A 20,985-nucleotide genomic window follows, 5' to 3' on the forward strand; every position below is an offset into this window, starting at 1 on the left:
TGCAGAAACATGGCAGTTAAATTTTAGGGCAGTGTCCCGTTCAAACAATTAAGGTAAAAGCATGAGCAACGAATTAAAAACTCAAGTTGTTGTACTAGGCGGTGGTCCTGGTGGTTATTCTGCGGCTTTCCGTGCTGCTGACTTGGGCTTAGAAGTTACATTAGTAGAATCTCGCGAAACATTAGGTGGCGTATGTCTTAATGTTGGTTGTATTCCTTCTAAAGCACTTTTACACGTAGCTAAAGTGATTGATGACGCAGCAGAAATGTCATCTCACGGTGTTACTTTTGGCGCACCAAAAATCGATCTTGACCAAGTTCGTACTTGGAAAGATTCTGTAGTTGGCCAGTTAACTGGTGGACTAGAAGGCATGGCCAAAATGCGTAAAGTGAAAGTTGTATCTGGATACGGCAAATTCACTGGCAGCAATACTTTAGTAGTTGAAGGCGCAGACGGCGCTACAACTATCACGTTTGATAACGCGATTATTGCAGCAGGTTCTAAACCAGTTAACTTACCTTTCATCCCAGAAGATGACCGTGTAATTGATTCAACTGGTGCATTAGAACTTAAAGACGTACCAGAAAAACTACTTGTATTGGGTGGTGGTATTATCGGTCTTGAAATGGGTACGGTTTACCGTGCGCTAGGTTCTGCAATTGATGTTGTAGAATTTGCTGATCAATTAGTACCAGCAGCTGATAAAGACATTATCAAAATTTACCAAAAATACGTAAGCAAAAAATTCAACGTAATGCTTTCAACTAAAGTTGTTGGTGTTGAAGCTAAAGAAGACGGCTTATACGTAACGTTTGAAGGTAAAAACGCACCAGCAGAACCAGTACGTTACGACAAAGTACTTGTTGCAGTTGGCCGTACTCCAAACGGTAACTTACTTGATGCTGAAAAAGCGGGCGTAAACGTTGATGAGCGTGGCTTTATTAATGTTGATAAGCAATTACGTACTAACGTAAGCCATATTTTTGCAATTGGTGACTTAGTTGGCCAGCCTATGCTTGCGCATAAAGCGGTTCATGAAGGTCATGTTGCTGCAGAAGTTATTTCTGGTCAGAAGCATTTCTTCGACCCTAAATGTATTCCTTCAATTGCGTACACAGACCCAGAAATCGCTTGGGTAGGTGTTACTGAGAAAGAAGCAAAAGAGCAAGGCTTAAAAGTTGAAACTGCGGTATTCCCGTGGGCAGCATCTGGTCGTGCAATTGCATCTGCTCGTACTGAAGGTTCTACTAAACTTATCTTTGATAAAGAAAGTGGCCGTATAATCGGTGGTGCTATGATCGGTATTAACGCGGGCGAAATGCTTGGCGAAATCGGTTTAGGTATTGAAATGGGTGCTGATGGTGAAGACTTAGCGCTTACAATTCATGCTCACCCAACATTGAATGAATCAATCGGCCTTGCAGCTGAAATTTTTGAAGGTTCAATCACTGATTTACCAAACAAAAAAGCAGCTAAAAAGAAGTAATTTAACTTTTTAGTATTTGCTTTAAAAACCCAACTTCGGTTGGGTTTTTTTGTTTGCCCAGCGAAGCTGGCAAACCCGATAGGCTGAAAGATGCCTTATTACCCTGACTAAGGGGAAGATAATCTGAATGGCAAGGGCGTCACTGGCCAACGGTGGGGTCTGAAGGAAGCCATAAGAAGTTAGAGGTACACAACTAACCGTAACCTGTTTCGGCAGTATTGGTGGGTCAGCGTGCAAAATAGCGCAACGCCCTATACTTAGTCAGACCAATACTGTGCTTGAGGGTGGGATTTCTAACAGGGAGCCAGTGCAGTAACTGGGGAAGCCTGGCATCTAAACTTAGTGTAAATAAGTGGCCTAAACTCAAGGGGAAACCCAAGGTTTAACGTCGGTGTGAGGTGGCAGATGAACCCGTAGTAGTGAGTAAGGCTAGGCCGATGAAAGCCAGTAATGGTGTGGAGGACAAAACCAAGCCGACTATCAACAGAATGTTTGATAGGGTCAATTTTAATCAAAAGTTTTAATTGATTGCGAAGGGGGGAAGTATTCTTTAAGTGTATGAAAATCAGGAGTATCGACGTATAGGCTCACATGTATTTCGACGGAAATAGGCAATAGATGACGGCTAAGCAGGAATGTGGACGCTGAGAACTGAAGGCCGAGCATGGGAGTAATGAGCGACCACTTAGGCAGATTGCCATTCGGCTAGCACACCTAATGTCCTCATGAAGAACACCACTATACATCAATGTGAAACGACAGACATACCGTAAGCAAAGGCAATTGATGACAGTTTACTACAGCTTGTATGGGCAATTATTAGATATTAATAACCTGTACAAGGGATTCAAAAAAGTGAAAGCAGCGAAAGGAGCGGCCGGAATAGATAGGCAGTCCATAGCCGCGTTCGCCTTGAATTTAGAAGAAAACTTGAAACAACTGCAAGGTGAACTGCAAAGCAAGCAGTATCGCGCACAGCCAGTCAAACGGATAGAAATACCGAAAGATGATGGTGGTGTGAGACTGCTGGGAATTCCAACAGTTCGCGACCGCATAGTACAACAAACACTATTGAACATTCTCCAACCGCTCTTCGACATCGACTTTCACCCATCAAGTTATGGGTACAGGCCGAAACGAAGTTGTCATGACGCCATCAGCAAAGCCACGGTATTTATTCGTAAATATCACCGTGAGTGGGTGGTTGATATGGATCTGTCGAAGTGTTTTGACCTACTCGATCACGACTTGATCATAAGCAGCGTCAAACGCAAAGTGACAGACGGTAGCATCTTAAAACTGCTCAAACAGTTTTTAAAAAGCGGAGTAATGATAGGCAATAATTGGGAAGCGAGTGAGCTAGGAAGTCCACAAGGTGGTGTTATCAGTCCACTGTTGGCGAATATCTACCTAGATGCATTTGATCAAGAAATGAAAAAGCGAAATCACAGAATAGTGAGGTACGCCGACGACATATTGATCTTATGCTGCACAGAAAAAGCAGCCAAGAATGCACTCACAGTAGCGACTCAGATACTCGAAAAAGGCTTAAAGTTAACAGTCAACCAAAAGAAAACGCACATAGCGCATAGTAGTGAAGGCGTAAAATTTTTGGGAGTGGAGATAGGCAGTAATTGGACGCGTATCCAAGCCACAAAACTCAAAGGCTTTAAACAAAGAGTTAAACGATTAACAAAGCGAAATAGTGGCATGAACTTAATTGAAGTAATAAAAAGACTCAATCCAGTGGTGCGCGGCTTTGTAAATTATTTCAGTATAGCCAATTGTAAACGAGTGCTAAATTTGTTGGCAAGGTGGGTGAGACGACGATTAAGGGCAATTCAGTTAAGGTTGTGGAAAAACCCAGCGAGGTTGCATAAGCGACTAAAACAATTAGGGAAAAAGCCGCCATTTAAGTTCATCAAAATGAACTCATGGCGAAACTCTCTAAGTCCATTATCGAATGTAGCGATGCCAAACCAATGGTTTGAGGAGCAAGGTTTATATTCAATGGAAAAAGTAAGTACAGGATGGCTTGCTCAATCGGCGTTTAGAAAATAAGCCGAAGGGATAGAAGAATACAGGAGCCGTATACGAGGCCCGTACGTACGGTTCTGTGAGAGGGATGAGGCAAAAGCCTCACCCTACTCGATATGGGTGAAAGAGCAGGTTTTAAATTACAGTGTTTTAATTATGGGTAGGTGCGGCTTTATGCCGCGTTTTTTAAATTCAAAAAATTGCGCGAGGTAAACTCGCGACTACGGGGGCGCTTGTTAAATTAAAAATTTGCGTGAGGTAAACTCCGCATACGGTTTTTTACTACTTTGTTAATGCCTAACCTGAGCGCTAGAATATCCATCTCACAGCCCTCACATATCTATTATCACCAAATATAGTTACAATGCGCGCTTAATTAATTGAAGGTAAATACAGTGAAAAACTCAGTTCTAGCATTACGCGCTCAACAAATAAGTGAATCTCGTCGAGAGTTTAATGCTCGAGGCGGTAAATTAGATCGCTGTGAACAATGCCTGATTGCTAAGCACTACTGTATTTGTAAAGGTGTTGAGCACGCAGATTGTAAGGCCGCTGTATGCTTACTGATGTATCATAATGAAAGCTTTAAACCTTCTAATACAGGGCGTTTAATTGCTGAAATAGTGCCAGATAACCACGCATTTAGATGGGATAGAACAGATCCTAACCCCGCTCTTTTAGCTTTAATAAATGATTCGCAGTATCAGCCTATGGTCGTCTTTCCCGCAGAAGATGTAGAAGAGGGCAGAGCCATTACAGAAGTGAGTATTGAATCAGGTAAAAAGCCGCTATTTATATTCTTAGATGGTACGTGGCGCGAAGCTAAGAAAATGATTCGTAAAAGCCCTTATTTAGATAACTTGCCTGTACTTTCTGTTACTGCTGATAAACTGTCTGATTACCGATTACGTGTAGCCCCTCATGCACATCAACTAGGCACTGCTGAAGTGGCTATTATGGTATTAGCACTTGCGGGCGAAATGGATGCATCGACAAAATTAGAGCAGCATTTTATTAAGTTTCGTGATGCGTATTTATTGGGTAAGCGCAACAAGGGCCGACCGCTAGAAGATTAATTTTACGAAGTTAAGCAAATGCTTGCTGATTTTTTAAGTGAGCAAGTGCTTTATTTTGAATAGCTCTGAAGCCTTCTTCAGATGTTAATTGTAAAACAGTATTATACAATTGACTTATACTATTATGCACTTGAATAAACGAGATACAGTCTTCACCAATCATTTCTTTTGCTTCTTCAACTCGCTTTAAAAAGTAGCAGCTAATGTCTATTTTGCCATTAAATTGAGTCGTTGCAATTGCGTCTGCTATTCTATTAAGTTGATAGCTAAACTCATCAGGTCGAGCACCTTCACCCCACTTGCTAATACGAATATCGCGTTCTAACTTAATAATTTCGTTAAGTATATTTTTAAACTCACTCATTGGCATATTTAAAAAGTTATAACCTTTGGGGTTAAATAAAGCTTTATAGGGATTTTCGTTGGGAGTTTGGGCACTAAAAACACCAATTGGTTTTGCTGTACTTGCGTCTGATAATTTACATAAAAAGGCATTACTTTGGGGTGTTTTAAAATTCATATCCATTGAGTATTTATGATCCTTGCGTTATTTAGTTATCGGCGCAATTAATAAAAAACTTAGCGAAATTTAAAATATAAATAAAGTATTTTAAGGTCTTAGCATTGATTGGCAGGGATGCGATATATTACTCAGTAAAAATTAGTGATAGTTGCTCAGAGCTTTACTCAACCCAAATTTTAGACAAAGAAAAGCGCGCTCTATCTCTAGGCGCGCTTGCGGAATCTTCTAATTTTCTGCATCCTGCAATTGAACTTAATCAACTCCAATTTTCACTAATCCATGTTTATTACTATATTACTTTTTAGTTCTATGTAATGTAGACCGTCCGGGCCCGTATCCTTAAATTCCTAAACGTCCTGTAGGGTAAATACTATTACCAAATCCTTAATTACACTTCCTTAGTGTATCCTTGTTTTAACCAATCCCTTGTGTTGCCTTAAAGGCCTGTCCATTTATTCCTTCAACATCCTGTTGAACAACTTAGCCTTGTTGTTATCCTTTTCGCATCTTCCTGACGCTGTCCTTTTTACAACATTGCGTTGTGATACTCATCCTGAGCCTGTCCTAAAATCCGTGTTGTCCTGATAACCTAATCATTGGTTGGTTGAGTAAGCAGTCCATTTCCTTTTACTCAATAAGCGTCATTGCTTGGTTGATGCGTAAATTATAGTGCAATAGAGCAACTAAAATAGAGATAAAACTACATTCAATTAGTGTTTTTGCAATAGTAATAAAAATAAATTTCATATAATTCATGTGTTTAATTGTTTTTAGGTTGTTTTTTTATCTTATTTTTTACTCATTAGCTGTCACATCCGTAAGACATCTCTTACACCGTATTTCCTTTTTGGGCGTTATTTACATATTTACATTTATTTAAAGTGTGCACTTTTAGAATGAGCACGGTAGAATTCGTTGATAATAACAGTTATTTAGGTGGAATAATGAAGAAAGTATTTGCACTTGTTTTAGGGGTAGTTGCATCGGCACCAGTCTTTGCAAACGATGTTGTTAACATCTACTCTTTTCGTCAACCGTTTTTAATTCAGCCAATTTTAGAAGACTTTACAAAGCAAACAGGCATAAAAACCAATGTTGTTTTTGCTAAAAAAGGGCTAATTGAGCGTGTTAAACGCGAAGGCAAGCACAGTAAAGCTGATTTAGTATTAACCTCTAACTTTAGTGCGCTTATTCAATTAGAAGATTTAAAATTAACACAAACTATAAAAAGTGACAGTGTAAATAATAATGTTCCAGCCGCCTTTCGTGACGGTGATGGCCAATGGGTTGCGCTTACTAAGCGAGTGCGTAATGTGTATTCATCAAAAGAGCGAGTTGGTGAGTTACCTAAGCTCACTTATGAAGATTTAGCAGACCCTAAATACAAAGGACAAATTTGTACGCGCTCTGGCAAACATCCATATAATTTAGGTTTAGTGGCTTCTATGATTGCACACCATGGTGAAGCGCAAACTAAAGAGTGGCTTGAAGGTGTTAAGGCTAATTTAGCACGCAAGCCTCAAGGTAACGATCGTGCTCAAGTTAAAGCTGTTAAAGAAGGTTTATGTAACTTGGCATTAGGTAATAGTTACTACCTTGGCAAAATGCTAGAAGATAAAGAACAAAAAGGTTGGGCAGAGGCCGTAAATATTAACTTTCCGAATCAAGTTAATCGTGGCTCACACATAAATGTATCGGGTGCGGTTATTACCAAATACGCTAAAAACCCTGAAAATGCATTAAAGCTCATAGAATATATGACCGACAGCAAAGCACAAAACATGTATGCCTCATTAAATATGGAGTATCCAGTTAAGTCGGGTGTTGAATTATCAAATTTGGTTGCCTCTTGGGGTAGCTTTAAAGAAGACAGCTTGCCACTTGATGAGATTAGTAAATATCGTCCGTTAGCACTTAAGCTAATTGATGAGGTGAAGTTCGATCTTTAATGACTAATAAATTTAAGCTGTCTAAATGGCAGCTCTTTGCGTGGTCGACTGGCTTAATACTATCGGCCCCGTTGTTTTTTCTTATTTTTGAATCTCTACAAGGTAGCTCTGAGGTGTTTTCTCACCTGTGGGATACCGTACTTTGGGATTACATAACCAATACCGTATTGTTAGTTTTAGGTGTTTGCGTCCTGAGCTGCGCCATAGCTTTGCCGCTTGGGTGGCTAACGGCTTACTGTAGTTTCCCGGGTAAAAAACAGTTTGAATGGGCACTTATGCTGCCCCTTGCTATGCCTACCTATATTATTGCCTATGTATACACTGATTTATTAGATTATGCGGGCCCGGTGCAAATAGCACTGAGAGAATGGTTTGGCTGGCAATCACCTAACGACTATTGGTTTTTTGATATACGAACATTACCCGGCGCCATAGTTATGATTGCCTTGGTACTTTACCCGTATTTATTTTTAATTTTTAAAACAGCCCTTCGCGAGCAGTCATTCAAATTAGTACAAGCTAGTCAGTTAATGGGGTTATCTCCTTGGCAAAGCTTTTTTAAAGTCAGCTTAGTGCTCTCTCGTGGGGCAATTGTGGCGGCTCTTGCACTTATTAGTATGGAAACCATGGCCGACTTCGCAACAGTGAGTTATTTTGCCGTAAGTACATTAACAACTGCCGTATACGATACGTGGTTTGGTTATTACTCACTTACAGCGGCCGCTAAAATATCGGGTGTGATGTTACTGCTGTTATTTTTAGCATTAATGGCAGAGCGTTTTAGTCGCCGAAACCAAGCGGTATTTGAGCGCCAATCAAGTGTAAATAGCGAATCTCTCTATGTATTAAAAGGAAAGTCTGCTTGGCTCGCAACGGCATTTTGTAGCTTTATTTTACTTATCGCCTTTTTAATCCCTATTGCAGTACTTATAAATTATGCCATTACCTACTTTGATAAAGCATGGGATGTAGAGTTTTTTAGTTACGCTTGGCAAAGTTTAAAGGTGGCGGGAGTTGTAAGTGTTATAACCATTACATTGAGTGTTTTTGTGGTTTTTTATCAGCGTGTGGCAAAGCAAGCGTATCCGCTTATTCCTGGGCGTTTAGCAAGCACAGGTTATGCGTTGCCAGGAACTGTACTCGCTATTGCGGTTTTATTACCTCTTACATTATTAGAGAACACTATTAACACAGCACTCGAGCCGTATAACTTAGACATTGGCTTACTGCTTACAGGTAGCATTCTTACTATTATTATTGCTTATATTGTTAGGTTTTACGCCATTGCACACGGAGCAATTGAGTCGAGTTTTTTACGTATTAGTCCATCACTTGATATGGCAAGCCAATCAATGGGTAAAAGCCAAGGGCAAACGCTGCGTTTAGTGCATCTACCTTTACTGCGAAGAGGGTTACTCACTGCTGCCTTATTGGTATTTATTGAATGTATGAAAGAGTTGCCAGCTGCGCTATTGCTCAGACCGTTTAATTTTGAAAGCTTAGCTACTCATGTATTTCAGTATGTGAGTGATGAGCAATTAGAGCTTGCTTCAATATCTGCATTATTTATTGTTATTGTTGGGTTTATTCCTTTGTACTTTATTAATCGTTCTATGGAGCAGCGTAGTTAAATGAGTAGTTTAATTTTACAAGGCGTGAGCTATCACTATAACGGCACAAAGGTTATTCACGATTTAGATTTAACAGTGGGTAAAGATGAAATTGTTTGCCTACTCGGGGCGAGTGGATGCGGCAAAACAACCACATTAAAAGCGATTGCAGGTTTAATTGAAGCCAAGCAAGGGTCTATTTTTATAGACGGTAAATTAGTGAGTGATGAGCAATCGTTTGTCTCACCTGAGCATCGTAACATCGGCATGATGTTTCAAGACTATGCGTTGTTTCCGCATTTAACGGTGGCAAATAATATTGCATTCGGGCTTGGTAATATGAGCAAAGCTCAAAAGCAGCAACGCGTTGATGAAATGCTTAAGCTTGTGCATTTAATTGGCTGTGCTGACAGGTTTCCACATCAGTTATCGGGTGGCCAACAGCAACGCGTCGCTATCGCTCGTGCATTAGCTTATAAACCTAGTTTATTACTCCTTGATGAGCCCTTTTCAAACATCGACACACAAGTACGCTTTGAATTAATTGCCGATATACGTCGAATTATTAAAGCAACTCAAGTATCTGCTGTGTTTGTTACACACTCAAAAGAAGAGGCATTTGCGTTTTCAGATACACTTGCCATTATGCATCGCGGTAAAATTGAGCAACAAGGCACGCCTGAGCAGCTTTTTGCAGCTCCATGTTCAAAGGAGGTTGCAGAGTTTCTGGGTCAGGGCATATACTTAAGCGCAGAAGTGTTAACCGCAACTGAATATAAAACACCATTTGGTTTAGTCGAATCTTATGTTGAGAGTAAGTATAATGTAAGTGCAGGGCTTATATATGTGCGCCCTCATCAAATAGAATTAGTGGCAGATAACCAAAGTGACAAATTCAGCAAGCGAGCTACAATTATAAGTCGTCGCTTTATTGGTTCGGCGTATGTTTATTCGCTTGTTATTGATGAACAAGAAATTGAAGTTGCTGCACAATATGGCCAGTCATTTGAAAATAATGATCAGGTTATAATAAAAATAAAACCTCACACGGTGAATTTTTTCGAATCGTAATTAATTTGTTATTCGCTGTGTTTTTATCTGTAAAACTAAGGAATAACAATGGCGCAAGCGCAATCAGGGATTTGTGCTGAAGCAAACTTACACGGTTTGCACTTATTTTTTAATGTGTTTGATGGTCAAGACGAATCACTTCGCGCAAAGTTAAAACAAGCAAGCGCTATAGAAGAAGAATTTAGCGATCAATTTTCAGAATCAATGCTCTCTTGTATGGTTGCTATTGGTGCGCAATACTGGCCGCATATCCTCCCTGAATACATTCCAAGCGAATTACAGAGCTTTCCCAATATAACCCATAGCGATCACCAAATGAGTGTACAACCGTGTGATTTATTTGTGCAAATTCGCTCTGACCGTGAAGACGTTAACCATTTATTTGCGCTGCAAATTTTAAAATTATTTGCCCCCGATGTAGAGCTGGTGGAGCAAATTCGGAATTTTCGCTTTTTAGATGGTCGTGATTTTAACGGTTTTATTTATGGTGGCGACACCGCACATGGAAGAAAAAAGCGCGCTACGGCTTTAATCAGCAACCCTGGTAGCTTTGAAGATCAGGGGAGTTATATTCATGTTCAGCGTTATAAACATGATTTAACTATGTGGCAGCATTTATCATTGAGTGAGCAAGAGCAAATAATGGGACGTACGCGTCTTGATAACACGCTAATTACCCCAGCGATCGAAACCAGCCATGCTTCGCGAAGTGAGCTAAAAGACGGAGACGGACAACCGCTACTATTAAATCAAAGCATGCCTTATGGCGACGTGTATGAGCAGGGAATGTTATCAATTACATGCGCTTGTACGGGCACCGCGTTTGAAAAAGTACTTAATAGTCGTTTAGGGGAAGGGGATTGCTACGACCACTGGCTTGATTTTACTCAAGCCGATATGGGCTCTGCTTTCTTTGCACCTTCAATAGGGTTTTTAAAACAAATTTAATTTGCTATTAAACCGTATCAAATAAAATGCGAACGCGTTCAAGAGTTACATCTATTTCAGATATTTTAGCAGGAGCGATAAAAATAGTGTCATCGCCGGCAATAGTTCCTAGTACGCCATCTGCTTTACCTAATGAATCTAATAAACGTGCAATAAGCTGAGCAGCACCTGGGCTGGTACGAATGATGATCATCATTTCGTTGTGCATAATGTCGATTACTAATTGGCGTAATGGGCTTTTAGCCGTAGGTACACCCATTTCAGCAGGTAAGCAGTAAACCATTTCTTGTTTGGCATTGCGTGTGCGTACAGCGCCAAATTTACTTAACATGCGTGATACTTTACTTTGGCTTATATTGTCAAAACCTTGATCTTTTAACGCATCAACTATTTCGCCTTGAGAGCCAAAATTTTCTTCTTTTAATAGTGATTTAAATGCTTTTACCAGTGCTTCTTGTTTATCTTGTGGTTGCATAGTCTTTATTCGTTTTTGTTATTTATGCCGCAAATTCTACACAAAAATGAATAATTATGCAGCAGTTGTTTAGTTAACTTGCCAGTTTGATGCGTTAAATCACATAAGTTTACGACTATGGTCGAAAATATACTTGAAATAGACAGGATAAATTTGTTTTTAGTCGCTAATTTCATTATCTTAAGAGCCACAAATGTTTCCTACCTCAAATTACGGAGAATTCCAATGAAAGTTGCTGTATTAGGTGCTGCAGGCGGTATCGGCCAAGCGTTGTCTTTATTATTAAAAACAGGCTTACCAGCTGGCTCTGAATTATCACTTTATGATGTTGCACCAGTAGTACCAGGTGTTGCGGTTGACCTTTCTCACATCCCAACAGATGTTAAAGTTGCAGGCTTTGGCGCAGACGATTTAAATAAAGCGCTTGAAGGTTCTGACATCGTTCTTATCCCAGCGGGTATGCCACGTAAACCAGGTATGGATCGTGCTGATTTATTCAATGTAAATGCTGGCATCATCAAAACTTTAGCAGAAGGCATTGTTGCCAGCTGTCCTAAAGCGTTAGTAGGTATTATTACTAACCCAGTAAACGGCACAGTTCCAATTGTTGCTGAAGTATTCAAAAAAGCAGGTACTTACGACGCTAAACGCGTATTCGGTATTACTACGCTTGACGTTATTCGTTCAGAAGCATTTGTTGCTGAACTTAAAGGCGTAGACGTAGCAACTGTAAAAGTACCAGTAATTGGTGGTCACTCAGGCACAACTATTCTGCCTCTACTTTCTCAAGTTGAAGGTGTTTCTTTCACTGATGAAGAAGTTGCTGCACTTACTCCACGTATCCAAAATGCGGGTACTGAAGTTGTAAATGCTAAAGCCGGCGGTGGTTCAGCTACGCTATCTATGGGTGCTGCTGCAGCTCGTTTTTGTATGTCTTTAGTTAAAGGCCTACAAGGTGAAGAAGTTGTAGATTACGCTTACGTTGCTGTTGAAAATGGCGATGCAGAGTACTTTGCACATCCAGTACGTTTAGGTAAAAACGGCGTAGAAAAAATTCTTTCTTACGGCGAACTAAGCGCATTTGAAACAAAAGCAAAAAATGACATGCTTGAAACTCTGAAAAAAGACATCAAAGAAGGTGTTGATTTCATGGCGTAATAGCCGCTTTAAGCAACAAAAAAGCCTGCATTTGCAGGCTTTTTTATTGCTCAGAATTAATGTCACACTGTGTAACTAGTTAAAACTAGTGGTCGCGGTCAACCGCAATACGGGCAAGGCTTATAAGTGCTTGCTTATAGTCAGACTCAGCTAAAAAGTCTAAACAGGCAATGGCTTTTTCGGCCTCAAGCTCTGCTTTTTGCATTGTAAACTCAAGCGCATTAGTTTGTTTTAGTGCAGTTAAAATTTCTTCTAAATGCTCCATACCATTACTGTGCTCTATTGCATCACGAATGAGCTGTGTTTGCTGCTCGCTACCATGTTGCATAGCATAAATAAGCGGAAGGGTTGGTTTGCCTTCAGCTAAATCATCGCCAATGTTTTTACCTAGCTGCTCAGCATCTGCATTGTAATCGAGTACGTCATCTACTAGTTGAAACGCAGTACCTAAATGCATACCGTATAGGTTTAGTGCATCAAGTGTCGCTTGGTCTTGCTCTGTGATAATGGCAGCAAGGCCTGTAGCTGCTTCAAATAATTTAGCCGTTTTAGAGTAAATAACCTGCATATAGCTGGCTTCAGTCGTATCTGGGTCATTGCAGTTCATCAGCTGCAATACTTCACCTTCAGCAATAATGTTTGTTGCATCGGCAAGTACTTGCATAATCTGCATTTTTCCAAGGCCAACCATAAGCTGAAATGAGCGAGTGTAAATAAAGTCACCAACCAATACGCTAGCAGCATTACCAAATTCAGCATTTGCTGTAGGCGTGCCACGTCGTAAGTTTGATTCATCTACAACATCATCATGCAATAGCGTTGCTGTATGGATAAACTCAACAATTGTTGCAAGTGTTATGTGATCTTTACCCTGATAACCGAGCGCTTTGGCTGCTAAAATAGCCAGCATTGGACGAACGCGTTTGCCGCCACTGCTAACTATATATAAACCAAGCTGATTAACTAACGCCACATCTGAGCGCATTTGCGCATGTATAAGTTGATTGACGTCATTCATATCGCTTTCGATTAACGCCTGGATAGCTTTTATATCCATTGATCTCCGAGCCAATTTTTATGTGTGAACGGCGCAGATTGTACAACAAAAAATGCACTAGCTCGATATTTTGTGACGATTGATTGAAAAAACACTATTAAAGTACTTAATTTAGACTGAATTAGCCAAGATAACTGATTAATTGATAATCAATATACAGTTTATGGTGTGCTTAGATATTGAGCTGTGAGGGTCATATTTGAGTACATTAATTTATTTCGGCTAAGAGTTAAAAAGCGCTTGGCAAAAGGGCCAATTAATATAAAATGGGGTAAATATTGAATTGCTCTCAAAGCAGCTACTTTTTATTCATTTTAATTACAAAATAGGCTTGCTAGTTATTTCGCGTTAGCGTAAACTTCGCGCCCTATCGAAGAATATTTTAGTTGCGCCGATTTGAGGGTGCACAGACGGAGTTAATTATGTACGCGGTTTTCCAAAGTGGTGGTAAACAGCATCGTGTGACTGAAGGTCAAACGATTCGTCTTGAAAAATTAGACGTTGAAACTGGTGCGGCAGTAGAATTTGATTCAGTACTTTTAGTTGCTGATGGTGAGAAAATCGAGATCGGTGTACCGTTCGTAAACGGTGGCAAGATAACAGCTGAGGTTGTTTCACATGGTCGCGGTGAGAAGATTAAGGTTGTTAAATTTAGACGCCGTAAGCATTCTCGTAAGCAAATGGGCCATCGTCAATGGTTCACTGAAGTTAAAATCACTAGCATTAGCGCTTAATTAGAGGTACTTAGAAATGGCACATAAAAAAGCAGCTGGTAGTACTCGTAACGGTCGCGATTCAGAAAGCAAACGCCTAGGTGTTAAGCGTTTTGGTGGCGAATCAGTTCTAGCGGGTAGCATCATTGTTCGTCAGCGTGGAACTCGTTTCCACCCTGGTACTAACGTAGGTATCGGTAAAGACCACACTATCTTCGCAAAAGCAGATGGTAAAGTTCAGTTTGAACAAAAAGGTCCTTTAAACCGTAAATACGTAACTATCGTAACTGAGTAATCAGTAAGGTAGTTAAAAACCCCGCCTTTGCGGGGTTTTTTGTTTTGTAGTCAGCTAATATATACCCAAGCCTGCATTTGTGCTGGCTTGGGTATATAATAGAGTTATTAAACAAGCCAATCCCTAAAGTGAGTAATCATGAAGTTTGTAGATGAAGTAGAAATTCGCGCAGAAGCTGGAGACGGTGGCAGCGGCATCGTGTCTTTCCGTCGTGAAAAATATGTTCCAGATGGTGGACCAGACGGCGGTGACGGTGGAGACGGTGGTAGTGTTTATCTACAAGCTGATGAAAACTTAAATACCTTAATTGATTATCAGTTTGAGCGCTTCCATAGAGCTGAACGTGGTACTAACGGTCGTAGCCGTAACTGTACAGGCCGAAAAGCTGATGACTTATTTGTTATGGTGCCTGTAGGCACGCGCATCATGGATGTTGATACCCAAGAGGGACTTGGCGATTTAACGCAACATGGTCAACGAATTTTGGTTGCAAAAGGTGGTTTCCACGGCTTGGGGAATGCGCGTTTTAAATCAAGTACTAACCGAGCACCTCGTCAAAAAACATTAGGCACACCAGGTGAAGTACGTAACTTAAAATTAGAGTTACTATTATTAGCTGATGTTGGCTTACTTGGATTACCAAATGCCGGTAAATCTACGTTTATCCGCAGTGTATCTGCAGCAAGACCAAAAGTAGCTGATTACCCATTCACGACGCTTATTCCTAATTTAGGTGTAGTACGTCCTGAAGCAAATAAATCATTTGTTATAGCCGATATTCCGGGTCTAATTGAAGGTGCATCTGATGGCGCAGGCCTAGGTATTCGCTTTTTGAAACATTTAGAGCGTTGTCGTGTGTTGTTACACATTATTGATGTAATGCCGGTAGATGGTTCAAACCCTGTTGATAATGCGTTTTCGATTATTAACGAACTGCACCAATACAGCCCTAAATTAGCTGAGAAGCCACGCTGGTTAGTATTTAATAAAATAGATTTATTACCAGAGGATGAAGCAAAAGCGTTATGCGAATCGATTGCAGAAGAGCTGGGCGAAACTGAAAATATCTATCACATTTCAGCAATTAATAAACTTAACACTCAACCATTAATCCACAACATAATGACACTACTTGATAGCATGCCTAAAGAGAAGTTTGTACAAGTGGAAGATGAAGAAGTTGAATTTAAGTGGGATACCTATCATGAAAAAGCCACTAAAGGTAAGGGCAATGATGATGATTGGGATGACTGGGATGAAGATGATTACGACGTAGAAGTTGTCTACGAGCGTTAATTAAATAGAATTTACTAAAAAGGAGCTTATGCTCCTTTTTCTTTGTTTAAGAATAAAGTACTAGGTGTATATTATGATAATTTCAATGATTGCAGCAATGGCAAATAACCGTGTAATTGGTCTAGATAATAAAATGCCATGGCATTTACCTGCAGATCTTCAGCATTTTAAAAAGGTCACTACGGGTAAGCCTGTGATCATGGGTCGTAAAACTTTTGAGTCTATAGGCCGTCCATTACCTGGGCGCCGTAATATTATTATTACTCGAAACAGCGAATATACTGCACAGGGTATTGAAGTAGTAACTACGCCAGATGCCGCATTAGAACTCGTTGCTACTGCTGAAGAAGTAATGATTATTGGTGGTGGTAATATCTATGAGCAATTTTTACCAAAAGCAGAGCGCCTATATCTAACTTTTATTGATTTAGATGTTAAAGGCGATACACAGTTTCCTGATTACAATAAAGTTGCTAATTGGTACGTGAAAGAAGAGCAAGAAAACCATCCGGATGACAAGAATTTATCTAGTTATAAATTCGTAACTTTATATAAAGAACGTTAACATTATTGCGTAAATTTTGATAGATTGATATAATATTCGATAGTCTATATAAGAACAAAGTATTATAAAGGGTTTGTCATGTTTAAATTACCAAAGCTAGTTGCACTTACTGCCGTTGTAGCTGTTAGTTCGTTTTCGTATACAGCACCTGTAAATGCTGAAGATCAATTAGCAGTATCTATTTGTGAATATATTGCGGCAGACGATAAAAACCGATTACGCAGCAAGCTTAAAAGCTCTCGTGTAAAAATTCGTAATATTTATGATGCAGTACAATGTAATGGTAATAACTTATTACGTCATGCTGTTGCTAGTAATGCAGTAGATACTGGTGAGTATATAGTTAAAAACTTATCAAAAAGTGCGTTAACAGATGGTGCTGATATTGCTTGGGCTGAAGGGAATTTTGCCAGCTCACCGCTTATTGCAGTAATTAAAGAGCGTGCAGGTCTTTAATTATAAAAAGGTTTTGTAACGCGACCTTTAGTTAGAAATTTATTGGTCTGGGTTTGTTATTTATAGCAACCCCAGGTTTTTTCGTTTAGCTAATGTAATCTTACCTCACAACAAAATCATTAATAAACTTTATAACTTACCTGCTCATTTTAAATAACCAAAAATGTAGAGTCTCTGTTTAATAAACAGCTTCAAATTTACTTCTTCAAAAGAGGTAACTTTATTCAGCTGGTATCTATTTTGTATCTGCTAGTTTGTACCAATACGCAATAATACTTAATTATTTTGCGGGGCTAAACGTGTCGCTACCTGTGTTAAAAAATTCTCATTTAGAACAACTAAGTAGCGAATTTTTTGCCTAGCTATCAACACGTTTTCCATCCTCAAAATAGATCACTTAATTAAGCGAATTGATATTATTTACAAACTTAATCACTAAGGACAGATATGAAAGCTGTAATTCCAGTAGCTGGCTTAGGGACGAGAATGCTCCCTATGACAAAAGCTATCCCAAAAGAAATGCTCCCAATAGTCGATAAGCCTCTAATTCAATATATTGTCAGCGAATGTGTGTCCGCTGGTATTAAAGATATTGTGTTAGTTACGCATAGCTCTAAAAATGCAATCGAAAACCACTTTGATACAAGTTATGAACTAGAAGCGACTCTTGAGAAGCGTGTTAAACGAGCTTTATTAGATGAAATTCGCTCTATTTGTCCAAATGATGTAACTATTATGAGTGTACGCCAAGGTGAAGCTAAAGGGCTTGGACATGCTATTTTATGCGCTAAACCAATAGTTGGTGATAACAACTTTGTTGTGCTCCTGCCAGATGTGATACTTGATGCCTATACTGCGGATCAAGAGACTGAAAACTTAGCGGCCATGATTAAACGCTTTAAAGAAACTCAAGCAAGCCAAATAATGCTTGAGCCGGTAGCTAAAGAAGACGTTAGTAAATATGGTATTGCTGATATAAGCGGTGTTGAGTTAATGCCAGGTAAAAGTGCTGCAATTAAAGCAATGGTTGAAAAACCTGATGCAGATTTAGCGCCTTCTAATCTAGCTGTTGTAGGGCGATATGTACTGAGTAAGAATATTTGGCCTCTACTTGCAAAAACGTCTGTAGGTGCTGGCGGTGAAATACAACTTACAGATTCTATTGACGCATTAATGGCACAAGAAACCGTTGAAGCATTTCATATGAGTGGTCGCTCTCACGATTGTGGAGATAAGTTAGGCTACTTAAAAGCAATTGTTGAGTACAGTCTGCGAGATGAAAAGCTAGGTAATGATTTTTCAAGTTTTATAAATGATTTGAATTTACCTTAATACAGCGCGTATTCTTCGTTCTATGGTAGGCTATTTTGAGCTACTAAGTTAGCCGTACTTTTTATACCTAGTAGTAGGCTACGTAGTACGATTGTTACTTATTCTGTATTAATCTTTTCAAGGAACTACCATGATTGAGCAAGGCCAAGAATTACCAGCAGTGACGTTAACGCAATTAACTGACGACGGTATGCAATCTCTTACAAATAAAGAATTGTTTGAAGGTAAAAAAGTCGTGTTATTTGCAGTACCTGGTGCGTTTACTCCAACGTGTTCAAATGCCCATTTACCTGAGTTTATTACCCTTGCTGATAAAATTAAAGCAAAAGGTGTTGATGCTATTTACTGTGTATCTGTTAATGATGCATTTGTTATGAAAGCATGGGGTGACTCACAAAACGCGCAAGAAATTACAATGCTTGGGGATGGCGATGGAAGTTTCACTAAATCGTTAGGGCTTGATAAAGATACTGCTAGTTTTGGTGGTATACGTTCAACGCGTTACGCTATGATTATTGAAAATGCGCTAGTAACAGGTTTATTTGTAGAACAAGACAAAGAGTTTGTTGTAAGCCGCGCAGAATCAGTACTAGAAAAGCTGTAACAGTAATAAAGTGTAGATTTTAGCTTTAATTAATCAGCTAGTTATTATTGAAAAACCGATGTTGGAAACAACATCGGTTTTTTATTTAAGGCTCAAACTTTAAATTACGGTTGGTATTGCCCGCTAAGCGTTAAACCAGAGAAAGTGCTATAAGCGTTAACGCTTAAGTGCCAAGTACCTGCTTGTGGATTAGTAAATGTACATGTTTCTGCATTGCCATTTTTATAAGGGCGGCAATCGTATGAGCTTGCTGTTGGTTGGCTACCGTATTTTACAAATAAATCAGCATCGCCACTGCCACCCGATGTTGTTACTATAAACGTACTCATTCCAGCTGGTACATCTAACGTGTAATGTTTCCACTGCCCAGTATTGGCTGACACATCGCTTATAGTGCCGCCGCCTGCTTGTGGAGTACCTGAACCGCCACCCGATGATGAACCACCAGTAATATTACCTACCAAGCTAACAGCTGAATACGCAGAGTAGCCGTTAAGCATTACGTGGTAAGTTCCCGCAGTAGGGTTATCAATAGAACACTCTTCGCTATTACCGCCTTTATATGGACGACAATCATAGGTAGTAGTTGTAGGTTTACTGCCTGCACGTACGTATAAATCAGCATCGCCAGTACCACCACTCATAGTGAATGTTACGTTAGTTGCACCGCTTGGTACTGTCATCGTGTAAAATGCTTGTGCATTTGCAGCCCCACTTAAACCTGTTTTAGCTTCACCATTAATAAGCTCGCTATCGCCACCTGTAGGTGGAGTAGTGCCGCCACTTGCTGCTGCAACAGCTGCGGCAGCATCAACAATACCCGTACCACAGCTAGTACATGTTGCAGGGAACGAGCGGGTAGTTGATTTTAAAATACTTTCTATTTCGTCAGGCGTTGCATTTGGTTTTGCTTGCTTAATAAGTGCCGCAACACCTGCTACGTGAGGCGCAGCCATTGATGTACCTTGTGAAAAGCTATAGCTGTCGCTTGAAGGTGTAGACGAACCTGAATTGTATGTTGATAGAACGCCTTCAGAGTCGTTTGCAAAGCTTTGTGAGCCGCCTGGTGCTGCAACATCAATATTGCTACCGTAGTTTGAGTAATAAGCTCTGCCGCCATTACGGCCCACTGAGGCTACGTTTACTACACCGTTACAGTTACCTGGGTTGTAGTTTGCTGAGTTATCGTTATCGTTACCTGCAGCAATAACTACCACAGTGCCGTTACTACGTGCTGTGTTAATTGCATTTTGAGTTGTAGAGCTACATGAACCGCTGCCACCTAAACTCATATTAATTACATCAGCAGGGTTTGAGTTAGCAGGAATACCTGAAACACTTCCACCAGATGCCCAAATAATACCGTCTGCAATATCAGAGGTTAAACCACCACACTTACCTAGTACACGAACAGGCACTACTTTTGCGTTATAAGCTACGCCTGCAACACCTTCACCGTTATTGGTTACCGCAGCAACTGTGCCGGCTACGTGCGTGCCATGCCAACTAGAGTTTTGTGCACCGTTAGTACCACATTCATTCGCAGCAACTGCATCACCAGGATCACGTGCATCGCTATCGCGACCGCCACCGTCATTAGCTACCGAAAGGTTAGAGATCATATCGTAACCCGGTAAAATATTAGCGTTTAAATCAGCATGAGGGCGGTAGCCCGTATCTAGTACAGCTACAACTACACCGCTACCCGTTGCGGTATCCCATGCGGTCGGTAAGTTTAAACCACCGGCTTGCTCGTAGTAGTGCCATTGGTCATCAAAACGTGGATCGTTAGGAGTTGAAAACGGCTTTAACATTTGATCCACTTCAATGTATTCCACATTGCCAGAATCAACCATTTCTTGCATAAACTCTTGGGCCTCAGCCGCACTTAATTTTTTATCAGCACGCATTACGTGATGATTATTAAGTGCCATTGCACGAACGTATTTTGCTTTTACTTTGCCTTTTTTAGAAGCGAAGTTTTTAACAAAGCTTTGTGCGCGCTTTTTCATGCTAGCTGGGCTTGCGTCTGCAGTTGAGAGGCTCGCCATTTCGTTATTATTTTTATATTTAATAATGAACTGAGTTTCGAAACCGCCTTGGCTTTGTAGTTTAGCCGATGTTTCAGCCATTGAACTTGAAACTGATTGAGCCATGCCAGATGTTGCAGCAAAAAGCGTACTAACTGTAATTGCAATTGCGCATCTTTTAAAAGTTTTACTTGTTGTCATAATTATCCCTAGATTTTTATTTATTATTTCGTGATGTAGGATCACGATGCGGGAACAAAAGTAAACGATCTGTTAACTAGGTTAAAATATCAATTTATTATGT

At 40.0% G+C, this 20,985-nt stretch carries 19 protein-coding genes; 15 read left to right on the plus strand and 4 right to left on the minus strand.

Annotated features, from left to right (window positions below; translation table 11 throughout):
• The first annotated feature begins 61 nt into the window (after window positions 1-61).
• The 3 genes from lpdA to ABX891_RS03740 all read left to right on the plus strand — a co-directional run bounded on the left by lpdA (window position 62) and on the right by ABX891_RS03740 (window position 4,599).
• Window positions 62-1,486, plus strand: a complete 1,425-nt coding sequence (lpdA, locus tag ABX891_RS03730) for a dihydrolipoyl dehydrogenase (RefSeq protein ID WP_002957761.1) — start codon at window positions 62-64, stop codon at window positions 1,484-1,486.
• A gap of 786 nt (window positions 1,487-2,272) precedes the next feature.
• Window positions 2,273-3,547 carry a group II intron reverse transcriptase/maturase gene (gene ltrA, locus ABX891_RS03735; protein ID WP_354628940.1) on the plus strand — a complete coding sequence of 425 codons (1,275 nt, stop codon included), beginning with the start codon at window positions 2,273-2,275 and terminating at the stop codon, window positions 3,545-3,547.
• 371 nt (window positions 3,548-3,918) lie between these two features.
• Window positions 3,919-4,599 carry a tRNA-uridine aminocarboxypropyltransferase gene (locus ABX891_RS03740; RefSeq protein WP_138489694.1) on the plus strand — a complete coding sequence of 227 codons (681 nt, stop codon included), beginning with the start codon at window positions 3,919-3,921 and terminating at the stop codon, window positions 4,597-4,599.
• Between the two features lie 10 nt (window positions 4,600-4,609).
• On the opposite strand, the gene ABX891_RS03745 is transcribed toward ABX891_RS03740, so the two are convergent.
• Window positions 4,610-5,125 (minus strand): hypothetical protein, encoded by a 516-nt coding sequence (locus tag ABX891_RS03745; RefSeq protein WP_165744814.1) that lies wholly within the window; start codon window positions 5,123-5,125, stop codon window positions 4,610-4,612.
• A 941-nt stretch (window positions 5,126-6,066) separates the two neighbouring features.
• On the opposite strand from ABX891_RS03745, the gene ABX891_RS03750 reads away from it, so the two are divergent.
• Genes ABX891_RS03750 through ABX891_RS03765 form a run of 4 tightly spaced genes read left to right on the plus strand, consistent with a single transcriptional unit; the run spans window position 6,067 to window position 10,700 of the window.
• Window positions 6,067-7,071 carry a Fe(3+) ABC transporter substrate-binding protein gene (locus tag ABX891_RS03750; protein ID WP_309167682.1) on the plus strand — a complete coding sequence of 335 codons (1,005 nt, stop codon included), beginning with the start codon at window positions 6,067-6,069 and terminating at the stop codon, window positions 7,069-7,071.
• Window positions 7,071-8,702, plus strand: a complete 1,632-nt coding sequence (locus tag ABX891_RS03755; RefSeq protein ID WP_354628941.1) for an ABC transporter permease — start codon at window positions 7,071-7,073, stop codon at window positions 8,700-8,702. The genes ABX891_RS03750 and ABX891_RS03755 overlap by 1 nt, the downstream gene beginning before the upstream one ends.
• Entirely contained in the window at window positions 8,703-9,752 is a 1,050-nt protein-coding gene (locus tag ABX891_RS03760; RefSeq protein ID WP_354628942.1) for an ABC transporter ATP-binding protein, read from the plus strand.
• A gap of 48 nt (window positions 9,753-9,800) precedes the next feature.
• Window positions 9,801-10,700, plus strand: a complete 900-nt coding sequence (locus tag ABX891_RS03765; protein ID WP_354628943.1) for a Dyp-type peroxidase — start codon at window positions 9,801-9,803, stop codon at window positions 10,698-10,700.
• Between the two features lie 7 nt (window positions 10,701-10,707).
• On the opposite strand, the gene argR is transcribed toward ABX891_RS03765, so the two are convergent.
• Window positions 10,708-11,175, minus strand: a complete 468-nt coding sequence (gene argR / locus ABX891_RS03770) for a transcriptional regulator ArgR (protein ID WP_002957753.1) — start codon at window positions 11,173-11,175, stop codon at window positions 10,708-10,710.
• Window positions 11,176-11,400: 225 nt separating this feature from the next.
• Here argR and mdh point away from each other — a divergent pair, with 225 nt between their 5' ends.
• Window positions 11,401-12,333, plus strand: a complete 933-nt coding sequence (gene mdh, locus ABX891_RS03775) for a malate dehydrogenase (RefSeq protein WP_354628944.1) — start codon at window positions 11,401-11,403, stop codon at window positions 12,331-12,333.
• An 85-nt stretch (window positions 12,334-12,418) separates the two neighbouring features.
• On the opposite strand, the gene ispB is transcribed toward mdh, so the two are convergent.
• Window positions 12,419-13,390 (minus strand): octaprenyl diphosphate synthase, encoded by a 972-nt coding sequence (gene ispB / locus ABX891_RS03780; RefSeq protein ID WP_024596483.1) that lies wholly within the window; start codon window positions 13,388-13,390, stop codon window positions 12,419-12,421.
• A gap of 422 nt (window positions 13,391-13,812) precedes the next feature.
• Between ispB and rplU the strand changes: the two genes are divergently transcribed.
• The 7 genes from rplU to ABX891_RS03815 all read left to right on the plus strand — a co-directional run bounded on the left by rplU (window position 13,813) and on the right by ABX891_RS03815 (window position 18,651).
• Entirely contained in the window at window positions 13,813-14,124 is a 312-nt protein-coding gene (rplU, locus tag ABX891_RS03785; protein ID WP_002957748.1) for a 50S ribosomal protein L21, read from the plus strand.
• Window positions 14,125-14,140: 16 nt separating this feature from the next.
• Window positions 14,141-14,398, plus strand: coding sequence for a 50S ribosomal protein L27 (gene rpmA, locus ABX891_RS03790; RefSeq protein WP_002957747.1), 258 nt, complete (start codon window positions 14,141-14,143; stop codon window positions 14,396-14,398).
• Between the two features lie 138 nt (window positions 14,399-14,536).
• Window positions 14,537-15,694 (plus strand): Obg family GTPase CgtA, encoded by a 1,158-nt coding sequence (gene cgtA, locus ABX891_RS03795; protein ID WP_002957746.1) that lies wholly within the window; start codon window positions 14,537-14,539, stop codon window positions 15,692-15,694.
• Between the two features lie 73 nt (window positions 15,695-15,767).
• Entirely contained in the window at window positions 15,768-16,259 is a 492-nt protein-coding gene (folA, locus tag ABX891_RS03800; protein ID WP_138489689.1) for a type 3 dihydrofolate reductase, read from the plus strand.
• A 78-nt stretch (window positions 16,260-16,337) separates the two neighbouring features.
• Window positions 16,338-16,715, plus strand: a complete 378-nt coding sequence (locus ABX891_RS03805) for a DUF3718 domain-containing protein (RefSeq protein WP_024594810.1) — start codon at window positions 16,338-16,340, stop codon at window positions 16,713-16,715.
• Between the two features lie 447 nt (window positions 16,716-17,162).
• Window positions 17,163-18,047 (plus strand): UTP--glucose-1-phosphate uridylyltransferase GalU, encoded by an 885-nt coding sequence (galU, locus tag ABX891_RS03810; RefSeq protein WP_354628945.1) that lies wholly within the window; start codon window positions 17,163-17,165, stop codon window positions 18,045-18,047.
• Window positions 18,048-18,177: 130 nt separating this feature from the next.
• Window positions 18,178-18,651, plus strand: coding sequence for a peroxiredoxin (locus ABX891_RS03815; RefSeq protein ID WP_024594812.1), 474 nt, complete (start codon window positions 18,178-18,180; stop codon window positions 18,649-18,651).
• Window positions 18,652-18,755: 104 nt separating this feature from the next.
• Here the strand turns inward: ABX891_RS03815 and ABX891_RS03820 are convergent, their stop codons facing one another.
• Complete coding sequence (locus ABX891_RS03820) at window positions 18,756-20,882, minus strand: S8 family peptidase (RefSeq protein ID WP_354628946.1); 2,127 nt, start codon at window positions 20,880-20,882, stop codon at window positions 18,756-18,758.
• Window positions 20,883-20,985: the final 103 nt, after the last annotated feature.

The sequence above is a fragment of the Pseudoalteromonas sp. NCIMB 1079 genome (assembly GCF_040567695.1).
Taxonomy (GTDB): Bacteria; Pseudomonadota; Gammaproteobacteria; order Enterobacterales; family Alteromonadaceae; genus Pseudoalteromonas; species Pseudoalteromonas distincta.

What these genes read in the sequence shown, in the direction of transcription:
- mdh (WP_354628944.1), top strand. Translation starts at nt 11,401, where the DNA reads ATGAAAGTTGCTGTATTAGGTGCTGCAGGCGGTATCGGCCAAGCGTTG.
- ABX891_RS03750 (WP_309167682.1), top strand. Translation starts at nt 6,067, where the DNA reads ATGAAGAAAGTATTTGCACTTGTTTTAGGGGTAGTTGCATCGGCACCA.
- rpmA (WP_002957747.1), top strand. Translation starts at nt 14,141, where the DNA reads ATGGCACATAAAAAAGCAGCTGGTAGTACTCGTAACGGTCGCGATTCA.
- ABX891_RS03760 (WP_354628942.1), top strand. Translation starts at nt 8,703, where the DNA reads ATGAGTAGTTTAATTTTACAAGGCGTGAGCTATCACTATAACGGCACA.
- ABX891_RS03805 (WP_024594810.1), top strand. Translation starts at nt 16,338, where the DNA reads ATGTTTAAATTACCAAAGCTAGTTGCACTTACTGCCGTTGTAGCTGTT.
- argR (WP_002957753.1), bottom strand. Translation starts at nt 11,175, where the DNA reads ATGCAACCACAAGATAAACAAGAAGCACTGGTAAAAGCATTTAAATCA.
- ispB (WP_024596483.1), bottom strand. Translation starts at nt 13,390, where the DNA reads ATGGATATAAAAGCTATCCAGGCGTTAATCGAAAGCGATATGAATGAC.
- galU (WP_354628945.1), top strand. Translation starts at nt 17,163, where the DNA reads ATGAAAGCTGTAATTCCAGTAGCTGGCTTAGGGACGAGAATGCTCCCT.
- ABX891_RS03745 (WP_165744814.1), bottom strand. Translation starts at nt 5,125, where the DNA reads ATGGATATGAATTTTAAAACACCCCAAAGTAATGCCTTTTTATGTAAA.
- cgtA (WP_002957746.1), top strand. Translation starts at nt 14,537, where the DNA reads ATGAAGTTTGTAGATGAAGTAGAAATTCGCGCAGAAGCTGGAGACGGT.
- ltrA (WP_354628940.1), top strand. Translation starts at nt 2,273, where the DNA reads ATGACAGTTTACTACAGCTTGTATGGGCAATTATTAGATATTAATAAC.
- ABX891_RS03755 (WP_354628941.1), top strand. Translation starts at nt 7,071, where the DNA reads ATGACTAATAAATTTAAGCTGTCTAAATGGCAGCTCTTTGCGTGGTCG.
- ABX891_RS03820 (WP_354628946.1), bottom strand. Translation starts at nt 20,882, where the DNA reads ATGACAACAAGTAAAACTTTTAAAAGATGCGCAATTGCAATTACAGTT.
- rplU (WP_002957748.1), top strand. Translation starts at nt 13,813, where the DNA reads ATGTACGCGGTTTTCCAAAGTGGTGGTAAACAGCATCGTGTGACTGAA.
- folA (WP_138489689.1), top strand. Translation starts at nt 15,768, where the DNA reads ATGATAATTTCAATGATTGCAGCAATGGCAAATAACCGTGTAATTGGT.
- ABX891_RS03815 (WP_024594812.1), top strand. Translation starts at nt 18,178, where the DNA reads ATGATTGAGCAAGGCCAAGAATTACCAGCAGTGACGTTAACGCAATTA.
- lpdA (WP_002957761.1), top strand. Translation starts at nt 62, where the DNA reads ATGAGCAACGAATTAAAAACTCAAGTTGTTGTACTAGGCGGTGGTCCT.
- ABX891_RS03765 (WP_354628943.1), top strand. Translation starts at nt 9,801, where the DNA reads ATGGCGCAAGCGCAATCAGGGATTTGTGCTGAAGCAAACTTACACGGT.